The organism is Mycobacterium scrofulaceum, from assembly GCF_002086735.1.
Classification (GTDB): Bacteria; Actinomycetota; Actinomycetes; order Mycobacteriales; family Mycobacteriaceae; genus Mycobacterium; species Mycobacterium scrofulaceum.
The window spans coordinates 208,573-224,139 of record NZ_MVIJ01000001.1 but is presented as its reverse complement, the minus strand read 5'-3'; the positions used below and the strand labels follow the sequence as shown (position 1 = coordinate 224,139).

Annotated in this window: 13 protein-coding genes and 1 pseudogene; 11 read left to right on the top strand and 3 right to left on the bottom strand. The window is 68.4% G+C overall.

Features of this window, described 5'->3' with window-relative positions; all coding sequences use genetic code 11:
• The first annotated feature begins 9 nt into the window (after nt 1-9).
• From BST44_RS00880 to BST44_RS00845, 8 genes and pseudogenes are all read left to right on the top strand, one after another.
• Complete coding sequence (locus BST44_RS00880; RefSeq protein ID WP_083174403.1) at nt 10-1,581, top strand: carboxyl transferase domain-containing protein; 1,572 nt, start codon at nt 10-12, stop codon at nt 1,579-1,581.
• Between the two features lie 5 nt (nt 1,582-1,586).
• Complete coding sequence (locus tag BST44_RS00875; RefSeq protein WP_083174735.1) at nt 1,587-3,593, top strand: acetyl/propionyl/methylcrotonyl-CoA carboxylase subunit alpha; 2,007 nt, start codon at nt 1,587-1,589, stop codon at nt 3,591-3,593.
• Entirely contained in the window at nt 3,590-4,753 is a 1,164-nt protein-coding gene (locus BST44_RS00870) for an acyl-CoA dehydrogenase family protein (RefSeq protein WP_083174401.1), read from the top strand. The genes BST44_RS00875 and BST44_RS00870 overlap by 4 nt, the downstream gene beginning before the upstream one ends.
• Nucleotides 4,750-5,247, top strand: coding sequence for a MaoC family dehydratase (locus BST44_RS00865; protein ID WP_083174400.1), 498 nt, complete (start codon nt 4,750-4,752; stop codon nt 5,245-5,247). Before BST44_RS00870 ends, BST44_RS00865 begins: the two co-directional genes overlap by 4 nt.
• Complete coding sequence (locus BST44_RS00860) at nt 5,244-6,065, top strand: HpcH/HpaI aldolase/citrate lyase family protein (RefSeq protein WP_083174398.1); 822 nt, start codon at nt 5,244-5,246, stop codon at nt 6,063-6,065. The genes BST44_RS00865 and BST44_RS00860 overlap by 4 nt, the downstream gene beginning before the upstream one ends.
• 239 nt (nt 6,066-6,304) lie before the next feature.
• Nucleotides 6,305-7,405, top strand: a pseudogene (gene pdhA, locus BST44_RS00855) (pyruvate dehydrogenase (acetyl-transferring) E1 component subunit alpha).
• Nucleotides 7,406-8,461, top strand: a complete 1,056-nt coding sequence (gene bkdB, locus BST44_RS00850; protein WP_083174397.1) for a 3-methyl-2-oxobutanoate dehydrogenase subunit beta — start codon at nt 7,406-7,408, stop codon at nt 8,459-8,461. It abuts the pseudogene before it with no gap.
• A complete protein-coding gene (locus BST44_RS00845; protein ID WP_083174395.1) occupies nt 8,458-9,621 on the top strand; it encodes a dihydrolipoamide acetyltransferase family protein in 1,164 nt (387 codons plus the stop codon). The genes bkdB and BST44_RS00845 overlap by 4 nt, the downstream gene beginning before the upstream one ends.
• A gap of 4 nt (nt 9,622-9,625) precedes the next feature.
• On the opposite strand, the gene BST44_RS00840 is transcribed toward BST44_RS00845, so the two are convergent.
• The 3 genes from BST44_RS00840 to BST44_RS00830 all read right to left on the bottom strand — a co-directional run bounded on the left by BST44_RS00840 (nt 9,626) and on the right by BST44_RS00830 (nt 11,719).
• A complete protein-coding gene (locus BST44_RS00840; protein ID WP_083174394.1) occupies nt 9,626-9,916 on the bottom strand; it encodes an Mtp family mycobacterial-type pilin in 291 nt (96 codons plus the stop codon).
• A 102-nt stretch (nt 9,917-10,018) separates the two neighbouring features.
• On the bottom strand, nt 10,019-10,789 hold the full coding sequence (locus tag BST44_RS00835) for an enoyl-CoA hydratase (RefSeq protein ID WP_083174392.1): 771 nt from the start codon (nt 10,787-10,789) through the stop codon (nt 10,019-10,021).
• A gap of 516 nt (nt 10,790-11,305) precedes the next feature.
• Nucleotides 11,306-11,719, bottom strand: coding sequence for a hypothetical protein (locus BST44_RS00830; protein WP_083174391.1), 414 nt, complete (start codon nt 11,717-11,719; stop codon nt 11,306-11,308).
• 307 nt (nt 11,720-12,026) lie between these two features.
• On the opposite strand from BST44_RS00830, the gene BST44_RS00825 reads away from it, so the two are divergent.
• The 3 genes from BST44_RS00825 (at nt 12,027) to BST44_RS00815 (ending at nt 15,477) form a co-directional block, all read left to right on the top strand.
• Nucleotides 12,027-12,719, top strand: coding sequence for a type 1 glutamine amidotransferase domain-containing protein (locus BST44_RS00825; protein ID WP_083174389.1), 693 nt, complete (start codon nt 12,027-12,029; stop codon nt 12,717-12,719).
• 101 nt (nt 12,720-12,820) lie between these two features.
• A complete protein-coding gene (locus tag BST44_RS00820; protein WP_208619703.1) occupies nt 12,821-14,302 on the top strand; it encodes a biotin carboxylase in 1,482 nt (493 codons plus the stop codon).
• Nucleotides 14,299-15,477, top strand: a complete 1,179-nt coding sequence (locus tag BST44_RS00815) for a serine hydrolase domain-containing protein (RefSeq protein WP_083174388.1) — start codon at nt 14,299-14,301, stop codon at nt 15,475-15,477. The genes BST44_RS00820 and BST44_RS00815 overlap by 4 nt, the downstream gene beginning before the upstream one ends.
• Nucleotides 15,478-15,567: the final 90 nt, after the last annotated feature.

Genomic DNA, 15,567 nt, shown 5'->3' with positions numbered 1-15,567 from the left:
TCATCCGTGATGACGGCGCCATCGTTCGCCGACGAGCACCGGCGGCTGGTTGCAGAGTTGAACGCCCGGCTGGCGGTCGCGGCGCTGGGCGGCAACGAACGCGCGCGCGAACGCCACGTCAGCCGTGGCAAGCTGCTGCCCCGGGAACGGGTTGATCGGCTGCTCGACCCCGGCAGCCCGTTCTTGGAGCTGGCCCCGCTGGCCGCCAACGGCATGTACGACGACGAGTCCCCCGGGGCCGGGATCATCACCGGGATCGGCCGGGTGTCCGGGCGCGAGTGCGTGATCGTCGCCAACGATGCCACCGTCAAGGGTGGCACCTACTACCCGATGACAGTCAAAAAGCACCTGCGCGCACAGGAAGTCGCCCTGCAGAATCGCCTGCCCTGCATCTATCTGGTGGACTCCGGCGGCGCCTTTCTGCCGCGCCAGGACGAGGTGTTTCCCGACCGCGAGCACTTCGGCAGGATCTTCTACAACCAGGCGACCATGAGCGCCAAGGAAATCCCCCAGGTGGCCGCCGTTCTCGGTTCGTGCACGGCGGGCGGCGCCTACGTGCCGGCCATGAGCGACGAGGCCGTCATCGTGCGCGAGCAGGGCACGATCTTCCTCGGGGGCCCGCCGCTGGTGAAGGCGGCCACCGGCGAGATCGTCTCGGCCGAGGACCTCGGCGGCGGCGACCTGCACTCGAAGGTGTCCGGCGTCACCGACCACCTCGCCGACGACGACGAGCACGCGCTGCGCATCGTGCGCGCCATCGCGGCCACCTTCGGCCCGCGCGAGCCCACCCAATGGGACGTGTTGCCCACGGTCGAGCCCACGCACCCGCAGAGCGAGCTCTACGACGTCGTGCCACCCGACCCTCGCGTTCCCTACGACGTGCACGAGGTCGTCATGCGCCTGGTCGACGGCGGTGAGTTCAGCGAATTCAAGGTCAATTACGGCAAGACACTGATGACCGCCTTCGCCCGCATCCACGGCCATCCGGTCGGGATCATCGCCAATAACGGCGTCCTGTTCGGCGAATCCGCTTTGAAGGGGGCCCATTTCATCGAGCTCTGCGACAAACGCAAGATCCCGTTGCTGTTTCTGCAGAACATCGCCGGATTCATGGTCGGGCGCGACTACGAGGCCGGCGGCATCGCCAAGCACGGCGCCAAGATGGTGACCGCCGTGGCCTGCGCCCGGGTGCCCAAGCTGACCGTCGTGATCGGCGGATCCTATGGGGCGGGCAATTACTCGATGTGCGGCCGGGCGTACTCGCCACGCTTTCTGTGGATGTGGCCGAATGCGCGCATCTCGGTGATGGGCGGCGAGCAGGCCGCCTCGGTGCTGGCCACGGTGCGCGGCGAGCAGCTCGCCGCGGCCGGCAAACCGTGGCCGCCCGACGAAGAGGAGGCGTTCAAGGCGCCCATCCGCGCGCAATACGAGGACCAGGGCAACCCGTACTATTCCACCGCGCGCCTGTGGGACGACGGCATCATCGACCCGGCCGACACCAGAACGGTTGTCGGGCTGGCTCTTTCGGTGTGTGCCAACGCACCGCTGGAGCCGGTCTCCTACGGCGTCTTCCGGATGTGACGAACATGTTCGAGACAGTCTTGGTGGCCAACCGCGGCGAGATCGCGGTCCGGGTGATGCGCACCCTGCGCCGGCTGGGCATCCGGTCGGTCGCGGTGTACAGCGACCCCGACGCCGGCGCCCGTCACGTCCTGGAGGCCGACACCGCCGTTCGCCTCGGTCCCGCCGCGGCCCGGGAGAGCTACCTGGACATCGTCAAGGTGCTCGATGCGGCGGCCCGCACCGGAGCCCAGGCGATCCATCCGGGCTACGGATTCCTCTCCGAGAACGCCGAATTCGCGGCCGCCTGCGAGCGCGCCGGCGTGGTGTTCCTCGGCCCGCCGGCCCGGGCGATCCAGGTGATGGGGGACAAGATCACCGCGAAGAACGCCGTCGCCGCCTTCGACGTGCCGGTGGTGCCCGGGGTGGCCAAGCCAGGGCTGAGCGACGACGAACTCGTCGCGGCCGCCGACGAAGTCGGCTACCCGGTGTTGATCAAGCCGTCGGCCGGCGGCGGCGGCAAGGGCATGCGCCTGGTGGATGACCCGAGCCAGCTGCGCGACGCCCTACTGGGCGCCCGGCGCGAGGCCGCCTCGTCGTTCGGTGACGACACCCTGTTCCTGGAGCGATTCGTCCTGCGGCCCAGGCACATCGAAGTACAAGTGCTCGCCGACACCCACGGCAACATCGTGCACCTCGGCGAGCGCGAGTGCAGCCTGCAACGCCGGCACCAGAAGGTGATCGAGGAGGCGCCCTCGCCACTGCTCGACCCGCAGACCCGCGCCCGCATCGGTGCCGCGGCGTGCAACACCGCCCGCAGCGTCGACTACGTCGGGGCGGGCACGGTGGAGTTCATCGTCTCCGCCGACCGGCCGGACGAGTTCTTCTTCATGGAGATGAACACCCGACTGCAGGTGGAACACCCGGTCACCGAGGCGGTTACCGGCCTGGACCTGGTGGAGTGGCAGCTCCGGGTGGCGGCCGGAGAGAAACTGGGATTCGCGCAGGACGACGTCGAACTGCACGGCCACGCGATCGAGGCGCGGGTGTACGCGGAGGACCCGGCGCGGGGGTTCCTGCCTACCGGCGGCCTCGTCCTGCAGGTGGCCGAACCCGCCGGCGCCGGCGTGCGGGTGGACTCGTCGCTGCTGGCGGGCACGGTGGTCGGCAGCGATTACGACCCGATGTTGAGTAAGGTGATCGCGCACGGCGGGGACCGCGCCGAGGCGCTGGCGAAACTCGACGGCGCGCTGGCGCAGACCGCAGTCCTGGGTGTGCAGACCAACATCGAGTTCCTTCGGTTCCTGCTGGCCGACGAGCGAGTGCAAGCCGGTGACCTCGACACGGCGCTGCTCGACGAGCGGGTGGCGGATTTCGCGCCGCTGCCGGCGCCCGACGACGTGCTCGCGGCCGGGGGTCTTTATCGCCAGTGGGCCCTGGACCGCCGGGCTGCGGGCAACCCATGGGCCGCGCCGACCGGATGGCGGGTCGGGGGTGCGCCCGCACCCGTGCGGACCGAGATGCAGACGCCGCTGCGCAGCGAGACCGTGTCGGTATGGGGACCACCGGACGCCGCCCGCGTGCAGGTCGGCGCGGACGAGATCCAGACCGCGAGTGTGCAAGTCGACGGTTCCCGCCTGGATGTCACGCTGGGCGGGCTGCGCCGCGAATACCGATGGGCGGAGGCTGACCGCCACCTGTGGATCGCCGACGAGCGGGGAGCCTGGCACCTGCGAGAGGCCGAGGAGCACAAGATCCATCGCGGGGCCGGCGCGCAGCAGGCCGAGATCCTCAGCCCGATGCCGGGAAGCGTGATCGCGGTGCAGGCCGCCTCCGGCGCCGAGGTATCCGAGGGTGACGTGGTCGTAGTGGTGGAGGCGATGAAGATGGAACACTCGCTCCCCGCGCCGATTTCGGGACGAGTGGAGCTCTTGGTATCCGTTGGCGATCAGGTCACCGTCGACCAGGTGCTGGCCCGGCTGGTGCCCGAAGATACTGACGCAGAGGCTGATTCGAGTAAGGACGAGACATGACGACATCGATTACCGCGGGAACGCTACCCAAGGAATACCAGGATCTTCGCGACACGGTGGCTGAGTTCGCGCGCACCGTGGTCGCGCCGGTATCGGCCAAACACGATGAAGAGCACAGCTTCCCGTACGAGGTCGTCGCCAAGATGGGCGAGATGGGGTTGTTCGGCCTGCCGTTCCCCGAGGAATACGGCGGCATGGGCGGCGACTACTTCGCGCTGTCGCTGGCGCTCGAGGAACTCGGCAAGGTGGACCAGTCGGTGGCGATCACGCTGGAGGCCGGCGTCAGCCTCGGCGCCATGCCGATCTACCGCTTCGGTTCCGAGGAACAGAAAGCCAAGTGGCTGCCGGACCTGACGGCCGGGCGGGCTCTGGCCGGTTTCGGGCTCACCGAGCCGGGCGCAGGTTCGGACGCGGGCGCCACCCGGACCACGGCGCGGCTCGACGACGGCGAGTGGGTGATCAACGGCAGCAAGCAGTTCATCACCAACTCCGGCACCGACATCACGAAGCTGGTCACCGTCACCGCGGTCACCGGCACGGTGGGCGACAAGAAGGAGATCTCGACGATCATCGTGCCTAACGGCACACCGGGATTCACCGTCGAGCCGGTCTACAGCAAGGTCGGCTGGAACGCCTCGGACACCCACCCGCTGAGCTTCGCCGACGCCCGCGTCCCGGAGGAGAACCTGCTGGGCCCCCTCGGCACCGGCTACGCGAACTTCTTGTCCATCCTCGACGAGGGGCGTATCGCGATCGCCGCGCTCGCAACTGGTGCCGCGCAGGGCTGCGTCGACGAGAGCGTCAAGTACGCCAAGGAACGGCAGTCGTTCGGTCAGCCGATCGGCTCCTACCAGGCGATCAGCTTCAAGATCGCGCGGATGGAGGCACGCGCGCACGTCGCCCGCACCGCGTATTACGATGCGGCCGCAAAGATGTTGGCCGGCAAGCAGTTCAAGAAGGAGGCCGCCATCGCGAAGATGATCGCTTCGGAAGCGGCCATGGACAACGCGCGCGACGCCACCCAGATCCACGGCGGATACGGCTTCATGAACGAGTACCCCGTAGCCCGTCACTACCGCGACAGCAAGATCCTGGAGATCGGTGAGGGGACCACCGAGGTCCAGCTGATGCTCATCGCGCGATCGCTGGGGCTGTCATGACCGAAGGCAAATCGGTCGTCCAGCGCGGCCTGTGGTTCGAGGAGTTCGAGATCGGCACGAGGTATCTGCACCGGCCGGGTCGCACCATCACCGAGGCCGACAACGTCTTGTTCACCACGCTCACGATGAACACCCAGTCGCTGCACCTGGATGCGGCGTGGGCCGCCGAGCAGCCGGGCTTTCGGGGCGAGCGGTTGGTCAACTCGATGTTCACCCTGTCCACGCTGGTCGGGCTGTCGGTCTCGCAGCTGACGCTGGGCACCATCGTCGCCAACCTGGGCTTCTCCGAGGTGTCGTTCCCCAAGCCGGTGTTTCACGGCGACACCCTGTACGCGGAGACGGTGTGCACCGCCAAGCGGGAGTCGAAGAGCAGGCCGGGCGAAGGGATCGTCACCCTCGAGCACACCGGTCGCAACCAGCACGGCGACATAGTGGCACGGGCCGTGCGCACGACGCTGGTGCAGAAGTGCCCCGGCGACCAGGAGGCCAAGTGAACTTGCAGACCGCCGGCCCGGGTTGGCTGTTCTGCCCGGCCGACCGTCCCGAGCGTTTCGCGAAGGCGGCCGCCGCGGCCGACGTGGTGATCCTCGACCTCGAGGACGGCGTGGCCGAAGCCGACAAGCCCGCGGCGCGCAAGGCGCTACGGGAGACCCCGCTGGATCCCGCGCGCACCGTGGTGCGCGTCAACGCGGCCGATACCGAGGAGCACGGCCGCGACCTGGACGCCCTGGCCGACACGCCCTACACGACGGTGATGCTGTCCAAGACCGAATCTGCCGCGCAGGTGTCGGCGCTGGCGCCGCGCGACGTCATCGCGCTGATCGAGACGCCCCGCGGCGCCGTCTTCACCACCGAGATCGCCGCCGCCGACGGGACCGTCGCGATGATGTGGGGCGCCGAGGACCTGGTCGCCAGCCTCGGCGGCAGCTCCAGCCGCCTGGCCGACGGCACCTATCGCGACGTCGCGCGCCATGTGCGCTCGACGGTGCTGCTGGCGGCGTCCACGTTCGGCCGGATCGCGCTCGACGCGGTGCATCTGGACATCCGCGACATCGAAGGCCTGCGCGCGGAGGCGTACGACGCGGTCGCGGTGGGTTTCCACGGGACCGTCTGCATCCACCCGACCCAGATCCCGGTCGTGCGCGACGCCTACCGGCCCAGCGCGGAGAAAGTCGACTGGGCGCGAAGAGTATTGGCCGCCGCCCGCACGGAGCGCGGCGTTTTCGCGTTCGAGGGGCAGATGGTGGACTCTCCCGTGCTGAAGCACGCGGAGATGCTGGTGCGCAGGGCGGGGCAGTCGGCCGACGGATGACGTCCGCGAAACCGATGTCACCCGCGACCTCGAAACCGGAACCCCGACGGACCGGGTCGACGGCGGGCGCGACACGTTCGCGATCACCGCGGTCTCTTCGCATCTGAGCGCATAATGGGCAGTACGCCAGTGTCGCGGCGAGCGGAGCCTTTCGTGAAGCTGGCGATCGACTTCGGCTCGCGGCAGGTTCCGGCTGAGCTCTTGCTGTGACCCCTGCGGCACCGAAGTAGGGAGACGGTATGGCGAAGGTGCCTCAACTGCCGATGACCGTCGATCTCGAGCCGGTGCAACTCGTCGCCGCGGACGGCACCCCGACGCCCGAACTCCGGTATGGCCGCGACCTTCCCGCGGAGACACTGTGCTGGCTCTACGAGATGATGGTGGTCACCCGCGAGCTGGACACCGAGTTCGTCAACCTGAAGCGTCAGGGCGAGTTGGCCCTGTTCGCGTCGTGCCTCGGTCAGGAAGCCGCCCAGGTGGGCGCGGTGGCGTGTCTGCGCAAGACCGACTGGTTGTTTCCCCAATACCGGGAGCTCGGTGCGTATCTGGTGCGCGGTATCCCACCCGGGCACGTCGGCGCCGTGTGGCGCGGAACTTGGCACGGGGGACTGGAATTCACCAAGAAATGCTGCGCCCCGACCTCGATTCCGATCGGCACCCAGGCCCTGCACGCCGTCGGGGCGGCGATGGCCGCGCAACGTCTCGGTGAGGACTCGGTGGCGGTGGCCTTCCTCGGCGACGGCGCCACCAGCGTGGGAGACGTGCACGAGGCGCTGAACTTCGCGGCCGTGTTCGCCACGCCTTGCGTGTTCTTCGTCCAGAACAACCAGTGGGCCATCTCGGTGCCCGTCCACAAGCAGACCAAGGCGCTGTCCATCGCGCACAAGGCAATCGGCTACGGCATGCCCGGGATACGGGTGGACGGCAACGATGTGCTGGCCTGCTACGCGGTGATGGCCGAGGCCGCCGCCCGCGCCCGGGCCGGCGACGGCCCGACCCTGATCGAGGCGGTCACCTACCGGCTGGGCCCGCACACCACGTCCGACGATCCCAGCCGCTACCGCACCCAGTAGGAAGTGGACCGCTGGGCGGCACTCGACCCGATCCCGCGCTACCGCACTTACCTTCGGGAGCAGGGCCTGTGGACGGACCGCCTCGAGGATCGCGTGGCCGCCCGCTCGAAGCGGATGCGCGCCGAACTGCGCGACGCGGTCTTCGGCGCGCCCGATTTCGACATCGAGGAGGTGTTCACCACGGTGTACGCCGAGATGACGCCCGGGCTGCGGGCGCAGCTGCAACAACTGCGCGCCGAGCTCGAACGCAGCGATCAGGAGGCGTGAATGACTCAGCTCGCCGACCGCCCCGCCAGTTCCGACGAAACCCGCACCGCCGCCTCGGAACCGACCGCGCGGGGTGCGGACCAGCTGACCATGGTGCAGGCGCTCAACCATGCCCTGCACGATGCGATGGCCGCCGACGAACGGGTGCTGGTGTTCGGCGAGGACGTCTCGGCCGAGGGCGGGGTATTCCGGGTGAGCGAGGGTCTGGCCGAAAAGTTCGGTGAGCAACGCTGTTTCGACACGCCCCTGGCGGAATCCGCCATCATCGGGATCGCGGTGGGACTCGCGTTACGCGGATTCGTGCCGGTGCCGGAGATCCAGTTCGACGGGTTTTCCTATCCGGCCTTCGACCAAGTGGTCAGCCATCTGGCGAAGTACCGTACCCGCACCCGGGGCGAGATCAACATGCCGGTGACGGTGCGGATCCCCTCATTCGGCGGAATCGGGGCGGCCGAACATCATTCGGACTCCACCGAATCGTATTGGGCCCACACCGCCGGCCTGAAGGTGGTCGTTCCGTCCAATCCCGCGGACGCGTACTGGCTACTCCGTCATGCGATCGCCTGTCCGGACCCGGTGATGTACCTCGAACCCAAGCGGCGCTACCAGGTCCGCGGCCTGGTCGACACCGGCCGGCCCGAGCCGCCGATCGGGCGGGCGGGGGTGCGCCGGCCCGGCACCGATGTCACCGTCGTGACCTACGGCAGCCTGGTCAGTACCGCGGTGGGTGCCGCGGAAGAGGCCCAGCGGCAACATGGTTGGAGCCTGGAAGTCATCGACCTGCGGTCACTGGTGCCGCTGGACTTCGACACCGTGGCCGCGTCGATTCGTCGGACCGGACGCTGCGTGGTGATGCACGAAGGCCCCCGCAGCCTAGGATATGGGGCCGGTTTGGCAGCGCGGATCCAGGAAGACATGTTCTACGAGCTGGAGGCGCCGGTGTTGCGCGCGTGCGGCTTCGATACGCCCTACCCGCCGGCGCGGCTGGAGCGATTGTGGCTACCGGGGCCCGACCGCTTGCTGGACTGCGTCGAGCGTGCGTTGGGTCAGCCATGAATGCCGACGGGCGCGTCAAGGCGTTCCGCGTTCCCGACCTCGGCGAGGGGTTGCAGGAAGTGACGGTGACGCGCTGGAACGTCGCCGCGGGCGACGACGTCGAACTCAACCAAGTGTTGTGCTCGGTGGAGACCGCCAAGGCGGAAGTGGAGCTGCCCAGCCCGTATGCGGGTCGGATCGTCGAAACACACGGCGCCGAAGGCGATGTGCTCGCGGTCGGGGCAGTGCTGGTCCGCATCGACACCGCACCGGCCAACGGCGAGGCCCCCGCGACGGGCGGGGTGGTCCCCACGCTGGTCGGCTATGGCGCGGACGCGGGCATCGACGCCAGCCGGCGGCGCGGGCGCCCACGCGCCGCCCCTCCGGTGCGGAAACTGGCCAAGGAGCTGATGGTCGACTTGCGCTCGGTCCAGCGCGACCCCGACAACATCATCAGCCGCGCGGACGTGTTGGCGGCGGCGGATCAAAACGGGGTCGACGTTCGACCGGTCCGCGGCGTGCAGGCGCGGATGGCCGAGAAGATGACGCTGTCGCACCGCGAGATCCCGGCGGCCAAAGTGAGTGTCGTGGTCGACTGCACCGAACTGCTGCGGCTGGCCGACCGCGCGTCGACGGAGCCGAGGATCACGCCGTTCGTCCTGACCATGCGGCTGATGCTGATCGCCCTGCGCCACAACGAGATCCTGAACTCGACATGGATCGAAGCGCCCGACGGGCCGCGGATTCGGGTCGAGCATCGGGTGCATCTGGGGTTCGGAGTGGCCACCACCCGGGGCCTGCTGATCCCGGTGATCACCGACGCGCACCAGCAGACCACCCGCGAACTGGCAAGCCGCACGGCGGAATTGATCGCCGGCGCGCGCGAGGGAACGCTGACGCCGGGGGAGTTGCGCGGCTCCACGTTCACCGTGTCCAACTTCGGGGCGCTTGGCGCCGACGACGGCGTGCCGGTCATCAACCATCCCGAAGCGGCCATCCTGGGGATGGGGTCCATCAAGCCGCGCCCGGTGGCCGTCGGTGATCAGGTCGTGGTCCGCCCGACGATGACGTTGACGTGCGTGTTCGACCACCGCGTCGCCGACGGTGCCCAGGCTGCCCAGTTCGTCACCGAACTGAGGGACTTGGTCGAGTCACCCGTCAGCGCGGTGCTCGACCTATAATGGCTCAATTGTGCGGCGGTACGGGGCACCAGAACAGGCCGCAGTTGAAATTGGGCTGGTGAAACGGAGGCGGCGGCGGGTACGGCGGCGGGTTGTCGGTATCCCAGCACTGATTCCAGTACTTGTTCTCCCCCCAGGCTGGATTCCACGGCTGGTTCGGGCACCAATGCACCCGCGGTGCGGGGCCGGGGTGGGCGTGGGCGGTGCCGGCGGCCAGGGCCAATCCGGCCATGGCGAGGCCGCTGGAGAGGAGAGCCCCGGCGACGATGCGGGCGACGGTGCGGGTGATGTGCACGCGGTATGTCCTTTACTCATGCGCCAGGTCGGTCGGCGTCTTCGCAGCAAGCAGACAATGTTCGCTCGGCTACCGATCCCAACCTGCAAGCCCATGATGGCACTACCTGCGTTGCGCCGCAGCCAGTCGCTGAGCAAACTCCGGCGACTGGATCGAATACGCCTGCGGCCCGAGCTCAGTGCGCATGGCGAAGACGTGTTGCTCGTGATCCAGCGACCCCGGGCTGGCGGTGGCGCGCATGGTGGCCTTGGTCGCCAGCACGACCTCGCGCGGCGCGGCCGCGGGCCCGGCGGCCAGCTCCATCGCCGCGGCGACCGGATCGTCGGCGGCGGAGAGCGCCACGCCGTGGCGCACGGCGGAGTCGGCGTCGAAACGCATACCGAACAGCAGGGCCGCGCGGGCGACCTGCGGCCCCACCGCCCGCTGCAACATCCACGTCGCCCCCCCACCGGGATGCAGCCCCAGCTTCTGGAACCGGGCGTCGAACAACGCCGCCGGCCCGGCGATGCGCACGTCGGCCGCCAAGGCGAGGTTCAGACCCGCGCCGACGGCCGCGCCGTTGACGGCGGCGATGGTGGGTAGGCGGCAAGCGCCGACCGCCATGAAGCCGTCGTAGAGCTGCTGCAGGCCCGTCTCCGCTTTGTCGCCGCCGGCGGCGCCGAGCGCGCTGAGGTCCGCGCCCGCGCAAAACGCCTTGCCGGCGCCGGTGATCACCACGGCGTGGACGTCGGGGTCGGCCTCGGCCCGCTCGACGGCGGCGCGCAGACCCGCCGACATGTCGGCGGTCACCGCGTTGCGCCGATCGGGGTCGTTGACGGTGATGAGGGCGATGCGGTTGTCGACGGTGAAGAGGACGAGGTCGGATCGGGCCATCGGGCACCTCCGCGGCTTGGGTTGGCGGGCCCGGGCGACGCACGACGGATGGGCCGCGGCCCGGGACTCCGGGGCACGGTAAGGGTACTGCGCGGCGCACTCGCCGACGGTGGCCGGTGTGAGCCGGTCAATGGAGGATTCTCCCAAGTCGGCACCAGCAAGCCCTTCCCGCACGAAACCGTCGCGCGGCGGCGGGCGGCGGCGGAAACCGCGGCGGGTCCGGGCGGGCATCGTGACGCTCGCCCCGGTGCCGCCTCGAATTGCCTTCATATTGCGGCGGTTCGGGCGGGGATTTGCTTGGCTCGCCGACGCGAACGCCATTGCCGGCCGCGCCGGCATTTCCAAAGAATGGCTGCGCAAACGCGAATACGGTTGCGTTCGGGTGCCCGAGGTGACAACCCGAACTGGACCCAGGTGAATTACGCGAATGTATTCATTGTGGTGACACGCCACCGCTTCGGCGCGCCACGGAAGGGAATCGTCCCGCGTTAAGGCGCGGCCTCCACCCGGATGTTTTTACCTGACCTCGGGTTTTGCCAATTTCTTCGCCAGTTGATCGAGCGCGGCCTGGCGACGTTTTACCGCGCACGCCCGCTGGTCCCGCTGCGTCCCCTGGATCACTGTGGTTGGCAACGTTTCACAGCGCAACCGTGTGTTCGCGTAGTGGATTGCCGCATCAATCATTTCGATGTAGCGCTCCGCCTCGTCAAGGGCGCACGTGCCCTCGATGCGCTGGACTTCGTCCCAACAGGGATAGGAGGAGTATCTGGCATCCAGCCGTTGCTGCGATACCTGCAGACCGAAGTAGCCGCGCCAGTCCCGGCTTAGCCAGCCCCGAGTCTTGACCTCAACTTTGATCCTATTTCCCAAGCCGGCTACGAACTTTGGTTCTCCAACTCGCACCACCGGCTGCCAGTCGTCCGACGTCATCATCGACCACCCCTCGAATAGAGACGCCCTAAGTCATGATCCCCCTACTGGCGTCATCTGCTCGCACGACACGCCAATTGTTGTTCCCTGCCCGTCTAATTGGCAAACTCTGCGCGACGGCCGCCATCGCAGCGCCTGTTAAGAGCCATTTGCGCCGCGGGTCTTCGGTGCGCGCGTGGCCTGGCGTGGCAGCTCGCACCGGCGTGGTGACCGCGGTTCGCATCCCGGCCCAAGGTGTTGCATATCGGCCACGAGATGGGTGACGCTGGGGCAGGTCGATTCGGTGCGGGGAGCGAGGGGAAGCGCGATGGCGAAGGTTTTGTTCGTGGTGACCGGCGCAAGTTACTGGACCCTCGAGGACGGCACGAGACACCCGACCGGCTACTGGGCGGAGGAGTTCGCGGCCCCGTACCGCGAGCTCACCACCGCCGGCCATCAAATCGTGGTGGCCACGCCGAAAGGCGTTGTCCCGCATGTGGATGTGATGAGCTTGCGCCCGTCGATGGCCGGGGGTGAAGAGGTCGCCCGGGAGCTCGAGGACACCCTGCGCTCCGCCGAGGAATTGCGCCGGCCGATCGAGTTGGCCAACGCTCGTCTCGAGGACTACGACGCCGTCTACTACCCCGGCGGGCACGGCCCGATGGAGGACCTGTGGCAGGACGCGGACTCCGGCCGGCTGCTGGCCACGGCGCTCGCGTCCGGCAAGCCGCTGGCCATCGTCTGCCACGCGCCCGTCGCGATGATGGCGACGCGGCACAACGGGGCGTCGCCCTTCGCCGGCTACCGGGTCACGGCGTTCACCAACGACGAAGAGGACGCCGTCGGCCTGCGGGAGAAGGCCCGCTGGACCGCCGAGGACGAGCTGGTGAAGATGGGCGTCGACTTCTCTCGCGGGGAGATGTGGAAGCCCTACACGGTCAGAGACCGCAATCTCTTCACCGGCCAGAACCCCGCCTCCGCCGGACCGTTGGCCAAAGAGTTCATGACGGAACTCGGTTAACGCACTGCCGCGCGGCCATGGCGGGTCCACACTTGGGGAATGAAGGTATGTGATTTGACCGCGGGCACGCCGATCGCGCCGTCGACGCCAGCGCGGATGGCGTGATCGTGTCCTCCGGTGGGTCCGCGCCAGGGCCGCGCCGCGTGCTGAACGGCCTCTCGGACATACGTGCGTTCTTCCACACGAACAAGGTGCCGCTGTTCTTCATCTCGCCAACCCCGTTCAATCTGCTCGGCGTTGACCGCTGGATACGAAACTTCTTCTACCTGACCTACTTTGACTCTTTCGAGGGCACCCACTCGCGCGTGTTCGTGCCACGGCGGCGCGACCGCCGTGACTTCGACTCCATGGACGAGGTGTGCAGCCACCTCCTGTCCGACCCCGAGACGCTCGAGTTCATCGCCGGTAAGGGCCCCGGCGGCAAGTGCTGCTTCGTGATGATGAACGAGGAAATCCAGGCACTCGCGCGGTCGGCGGGCCTCGAGGTCATGCATCCGCCGATCGAGCTGCGCAATCGCCTGGGCTCCAAGATCGTCATGACGCGCCTGGCCGACGAGGCGGGGGTCCCCAGTGTGCCCAACACGATCGGACGGGCCGGTTCCTACGACGAGTTGCTGACGCTCGCGCAAGACGCCGGCTTGGGAGATGACCTCGTCATCTCCATCGCCTACGGCAACGCCGGCAGCGGCACGTTCTTCGTGCACGGTCAGCGTGATTGGGACCAGCACGCCGGCGACCTGGTCGGGCAGGACCTCAAAGTCATGAAGCGGATCCGCAACGTCGAGGTGTGCCTCGAGGGTGCCGTGACCCGCCACGGCACCGTGGTCGGCCCCGCCATGACGAGTCTCGTCGGCTATTCGGAGCTGACTCCGAGCCGGGGTAGCTGGTGCGGCAACGACATCTGGCGCGAGGTGCTGCCGCCCGCTCAGACCCACGCCGCGCGAGAAATGGTGACAAAGCTGGGCGACGTCATGCGCCGCGAGGGTTACCTCGGCTACTTCGAGGTGGACCTGCTGCATGACCTCGACTCCGACGAGCTCTACCTCGGCGAGGTGAATCCGCGCCTGAGCGGCGCAAGTCCGATGACCAACCTGACCACCGAGGCCTATGCCGACATGCCGCTGTTCCTGTTCCACCTGCTCGAGTACATGGACGTCGACTACGAGCTCGACATCGATGAGATCAACGCGCGCTGGGAGCGGGGGTATGGCGAAGACGAGGTCTGGGGCCAGGTGATACTCACCGAGACCTCGCCGGATATCGAGCTCTTCACCGCGACGCCGCGGACCGGGGTATGGCGCATCGACGACGACGGTCGGGTCTCCTTTTCGCGTACCGCCAACGACTGGGCCACGCTGCTCGACGGCTCCGAGGCCTTCTACCTGCGGGTGGCCGCGCCCGGCGACTTACGTTCCGAGGGCGCCCAACTCGGCGTGCTCGTCACTCGCTCACACCTGCAGACCGACGACTATCAGCTCAGCGAGCGCTGCCAGCGCTGGGTCAGGGGCATGAAGGCGAAGTTCACCTCGACGCCTCTGACGCCCGCCGCGCCGATCGTCTCGCGACTCGTCGCACGGGCGTGAGCGTCCCGGCCGGCATTTCTCTGGACAACTGGCTGGCGACGCCGTATTCGCGGTGGTCGTTCCAGCACGTCGAAGACATGGTGCCGACGGCCGTGATCCCGCGCGGGACCGGGCCGGTCGCGGAGCTGCCCGCGGCCCACGCCCCGGTCGCCGAGCTCCCGTTGACCAACACCGACGGGGCGGCCACCACCGTCGGCGCGGTGATGGCCGCGACCGTCACCGACGGGTGGGCAGTCGCCCACCGCGGATCCCTGGTGGCCGAGGAGTACCTCGACCACCTCCGCGCCGACCGGCGGCACCTGCTGTTCTCGGTGAGCAAGTCGCTGGTGGGCGCCGTCGTCGGCGCGCTGCACGGGTCCGGTGCGATCGAGCTGGACGCGCCGGTCACCGATTTCGTGCCGGAGTTGGCGGGTTGCGGCTATGCCGGTGCGACGGTGCGCCACCTGCTGGACATGCGGTCGGGCATCAGGTTTTCGGAGAACTACGACGACCCGTCGGCAGAGATCCACCTGCTCGACCAGGCGATGGGGTGGGCGCCCAGGAGGAGTCCGGACGCCCAAGCCACGCTCCGCGACTTCCTAGTGACCCTGCGGCAGAAGTCGGATCACGGCGGCCCGTTCGAATATCGCTCGTGTGAAACGGACGTACTCGGTTGGGTCTGCGAGGTCGCCGGCGGCCAGCGGATGCCCGAACTGATGTCGGAACTCCTGTGGAGCCGGATCGGCGGCCAACACGACGCCACCATTGCCGTCGACTCCGCCGGCACCGGGTTTTTCGACGGCGGCGTCAACGCCTGCCTCACCGACATGGTCCGGTTCGGTTCGCTGTTCCTGCGCGACGGCGTCTCGTTGACCGGTCAGCAAGTGGTGCCCGCGGCGTGGATCGCCGACACGCTGGACGGCGGTCCCGACTCGCGGCGGGCGTTCGCCGCCAGCCCCGACCGCGACACCGACCTGCCCGGCGGGATGTACCGCAACCAGATGTGGTTTCCTTATCCGGGCACCAATGTGGTGCTGTGCCTGGGCATGTGCGGCCAGATGATCTACGTGAACCGCGCCGCGCAGATGGTCGCCGCCAAGCTGTCCGCCCAGCCGCATTCCCACGAGCCGCACATGCTGGACACGTTGCGGGCATTCGACGCGGTGGCGCAGCAACTGGCGGGAATCGCCGGTTAGTGCGAGGCCGTAATGGGCCCGCTGGGGCATCGCCCGAAGAGGATTCGGCTGTCCGGAAGGTGCCGACCTGTCGAAGGGCGGTGCCGGTGA

Excerpts from the sequence above, each read along its gene's own strand:
- BST44_RS00880 (WP_083174403.1), top strand. The coding sequence starts at position 10 with ATGACGGCGCCATCGTTCGCCGACGAGCACCGGCGGCTGGTTGCAGAG.
- BST44_RS00875 (WP_083174735.1), top strand. The coding sequence starts at position 1,587 with ATGTTCGAGACAGTCTTGGTGGCCAACCGCGGCGAGATCGCGGTCCGG.
- BST44_RS00870 (WP_083174401.1), top strand. The coding sequence starts at position 3,590 with ATGACGACATCGATTACCGCGGGAACGCTACCCAAGGAATACCAGGAT.
- BST44_RS00865 (WP_083174400.1), top strand. The coding sequence starts at position 4,750 with ATGACCGAAGGCAAATCGGTCGTCCAGCGCGGCCTGTGGTTCGAGGAG.
- bkdB (WP_083174397.1), top strand. The coding sequence starts at position 7,406 with ATGACTCAGCTCGCCGACCGCCCCGCCAGTTCCGACGAAACCCGCACC.
- BST44_RS00845 (WP_083174395.1), top strand. The coding sequence starts at position 8,458 with ATGAATGCCGACGGGCGCGTCAAGGCGTTCCGCGTTCCCGACCTCGGC.
- BST44_RS00835 (WP_083174392.1), bottom strand. The coding sequence starts at position 10,789 with ATGGCCCGATCCGACCTCGTCCTCTTCACCGTCGACAACCGCATCGCC.
- BST44_RS00830 (WP_083174391.1), bottom strand. The coding sequence starts at position 11,719 with ATGACGTCGGACGACTGGCAGCCGGTGGTGCGAGTTGGAGAACCAAAG.
- BST44_RS00825 (WP_083174389.1), top strand. The coding sequence starts at position 12,027 with ATGGCGAAGGTTTTGTTCGTGGTGACCGGCGCAAGTTACTGGACCCTC.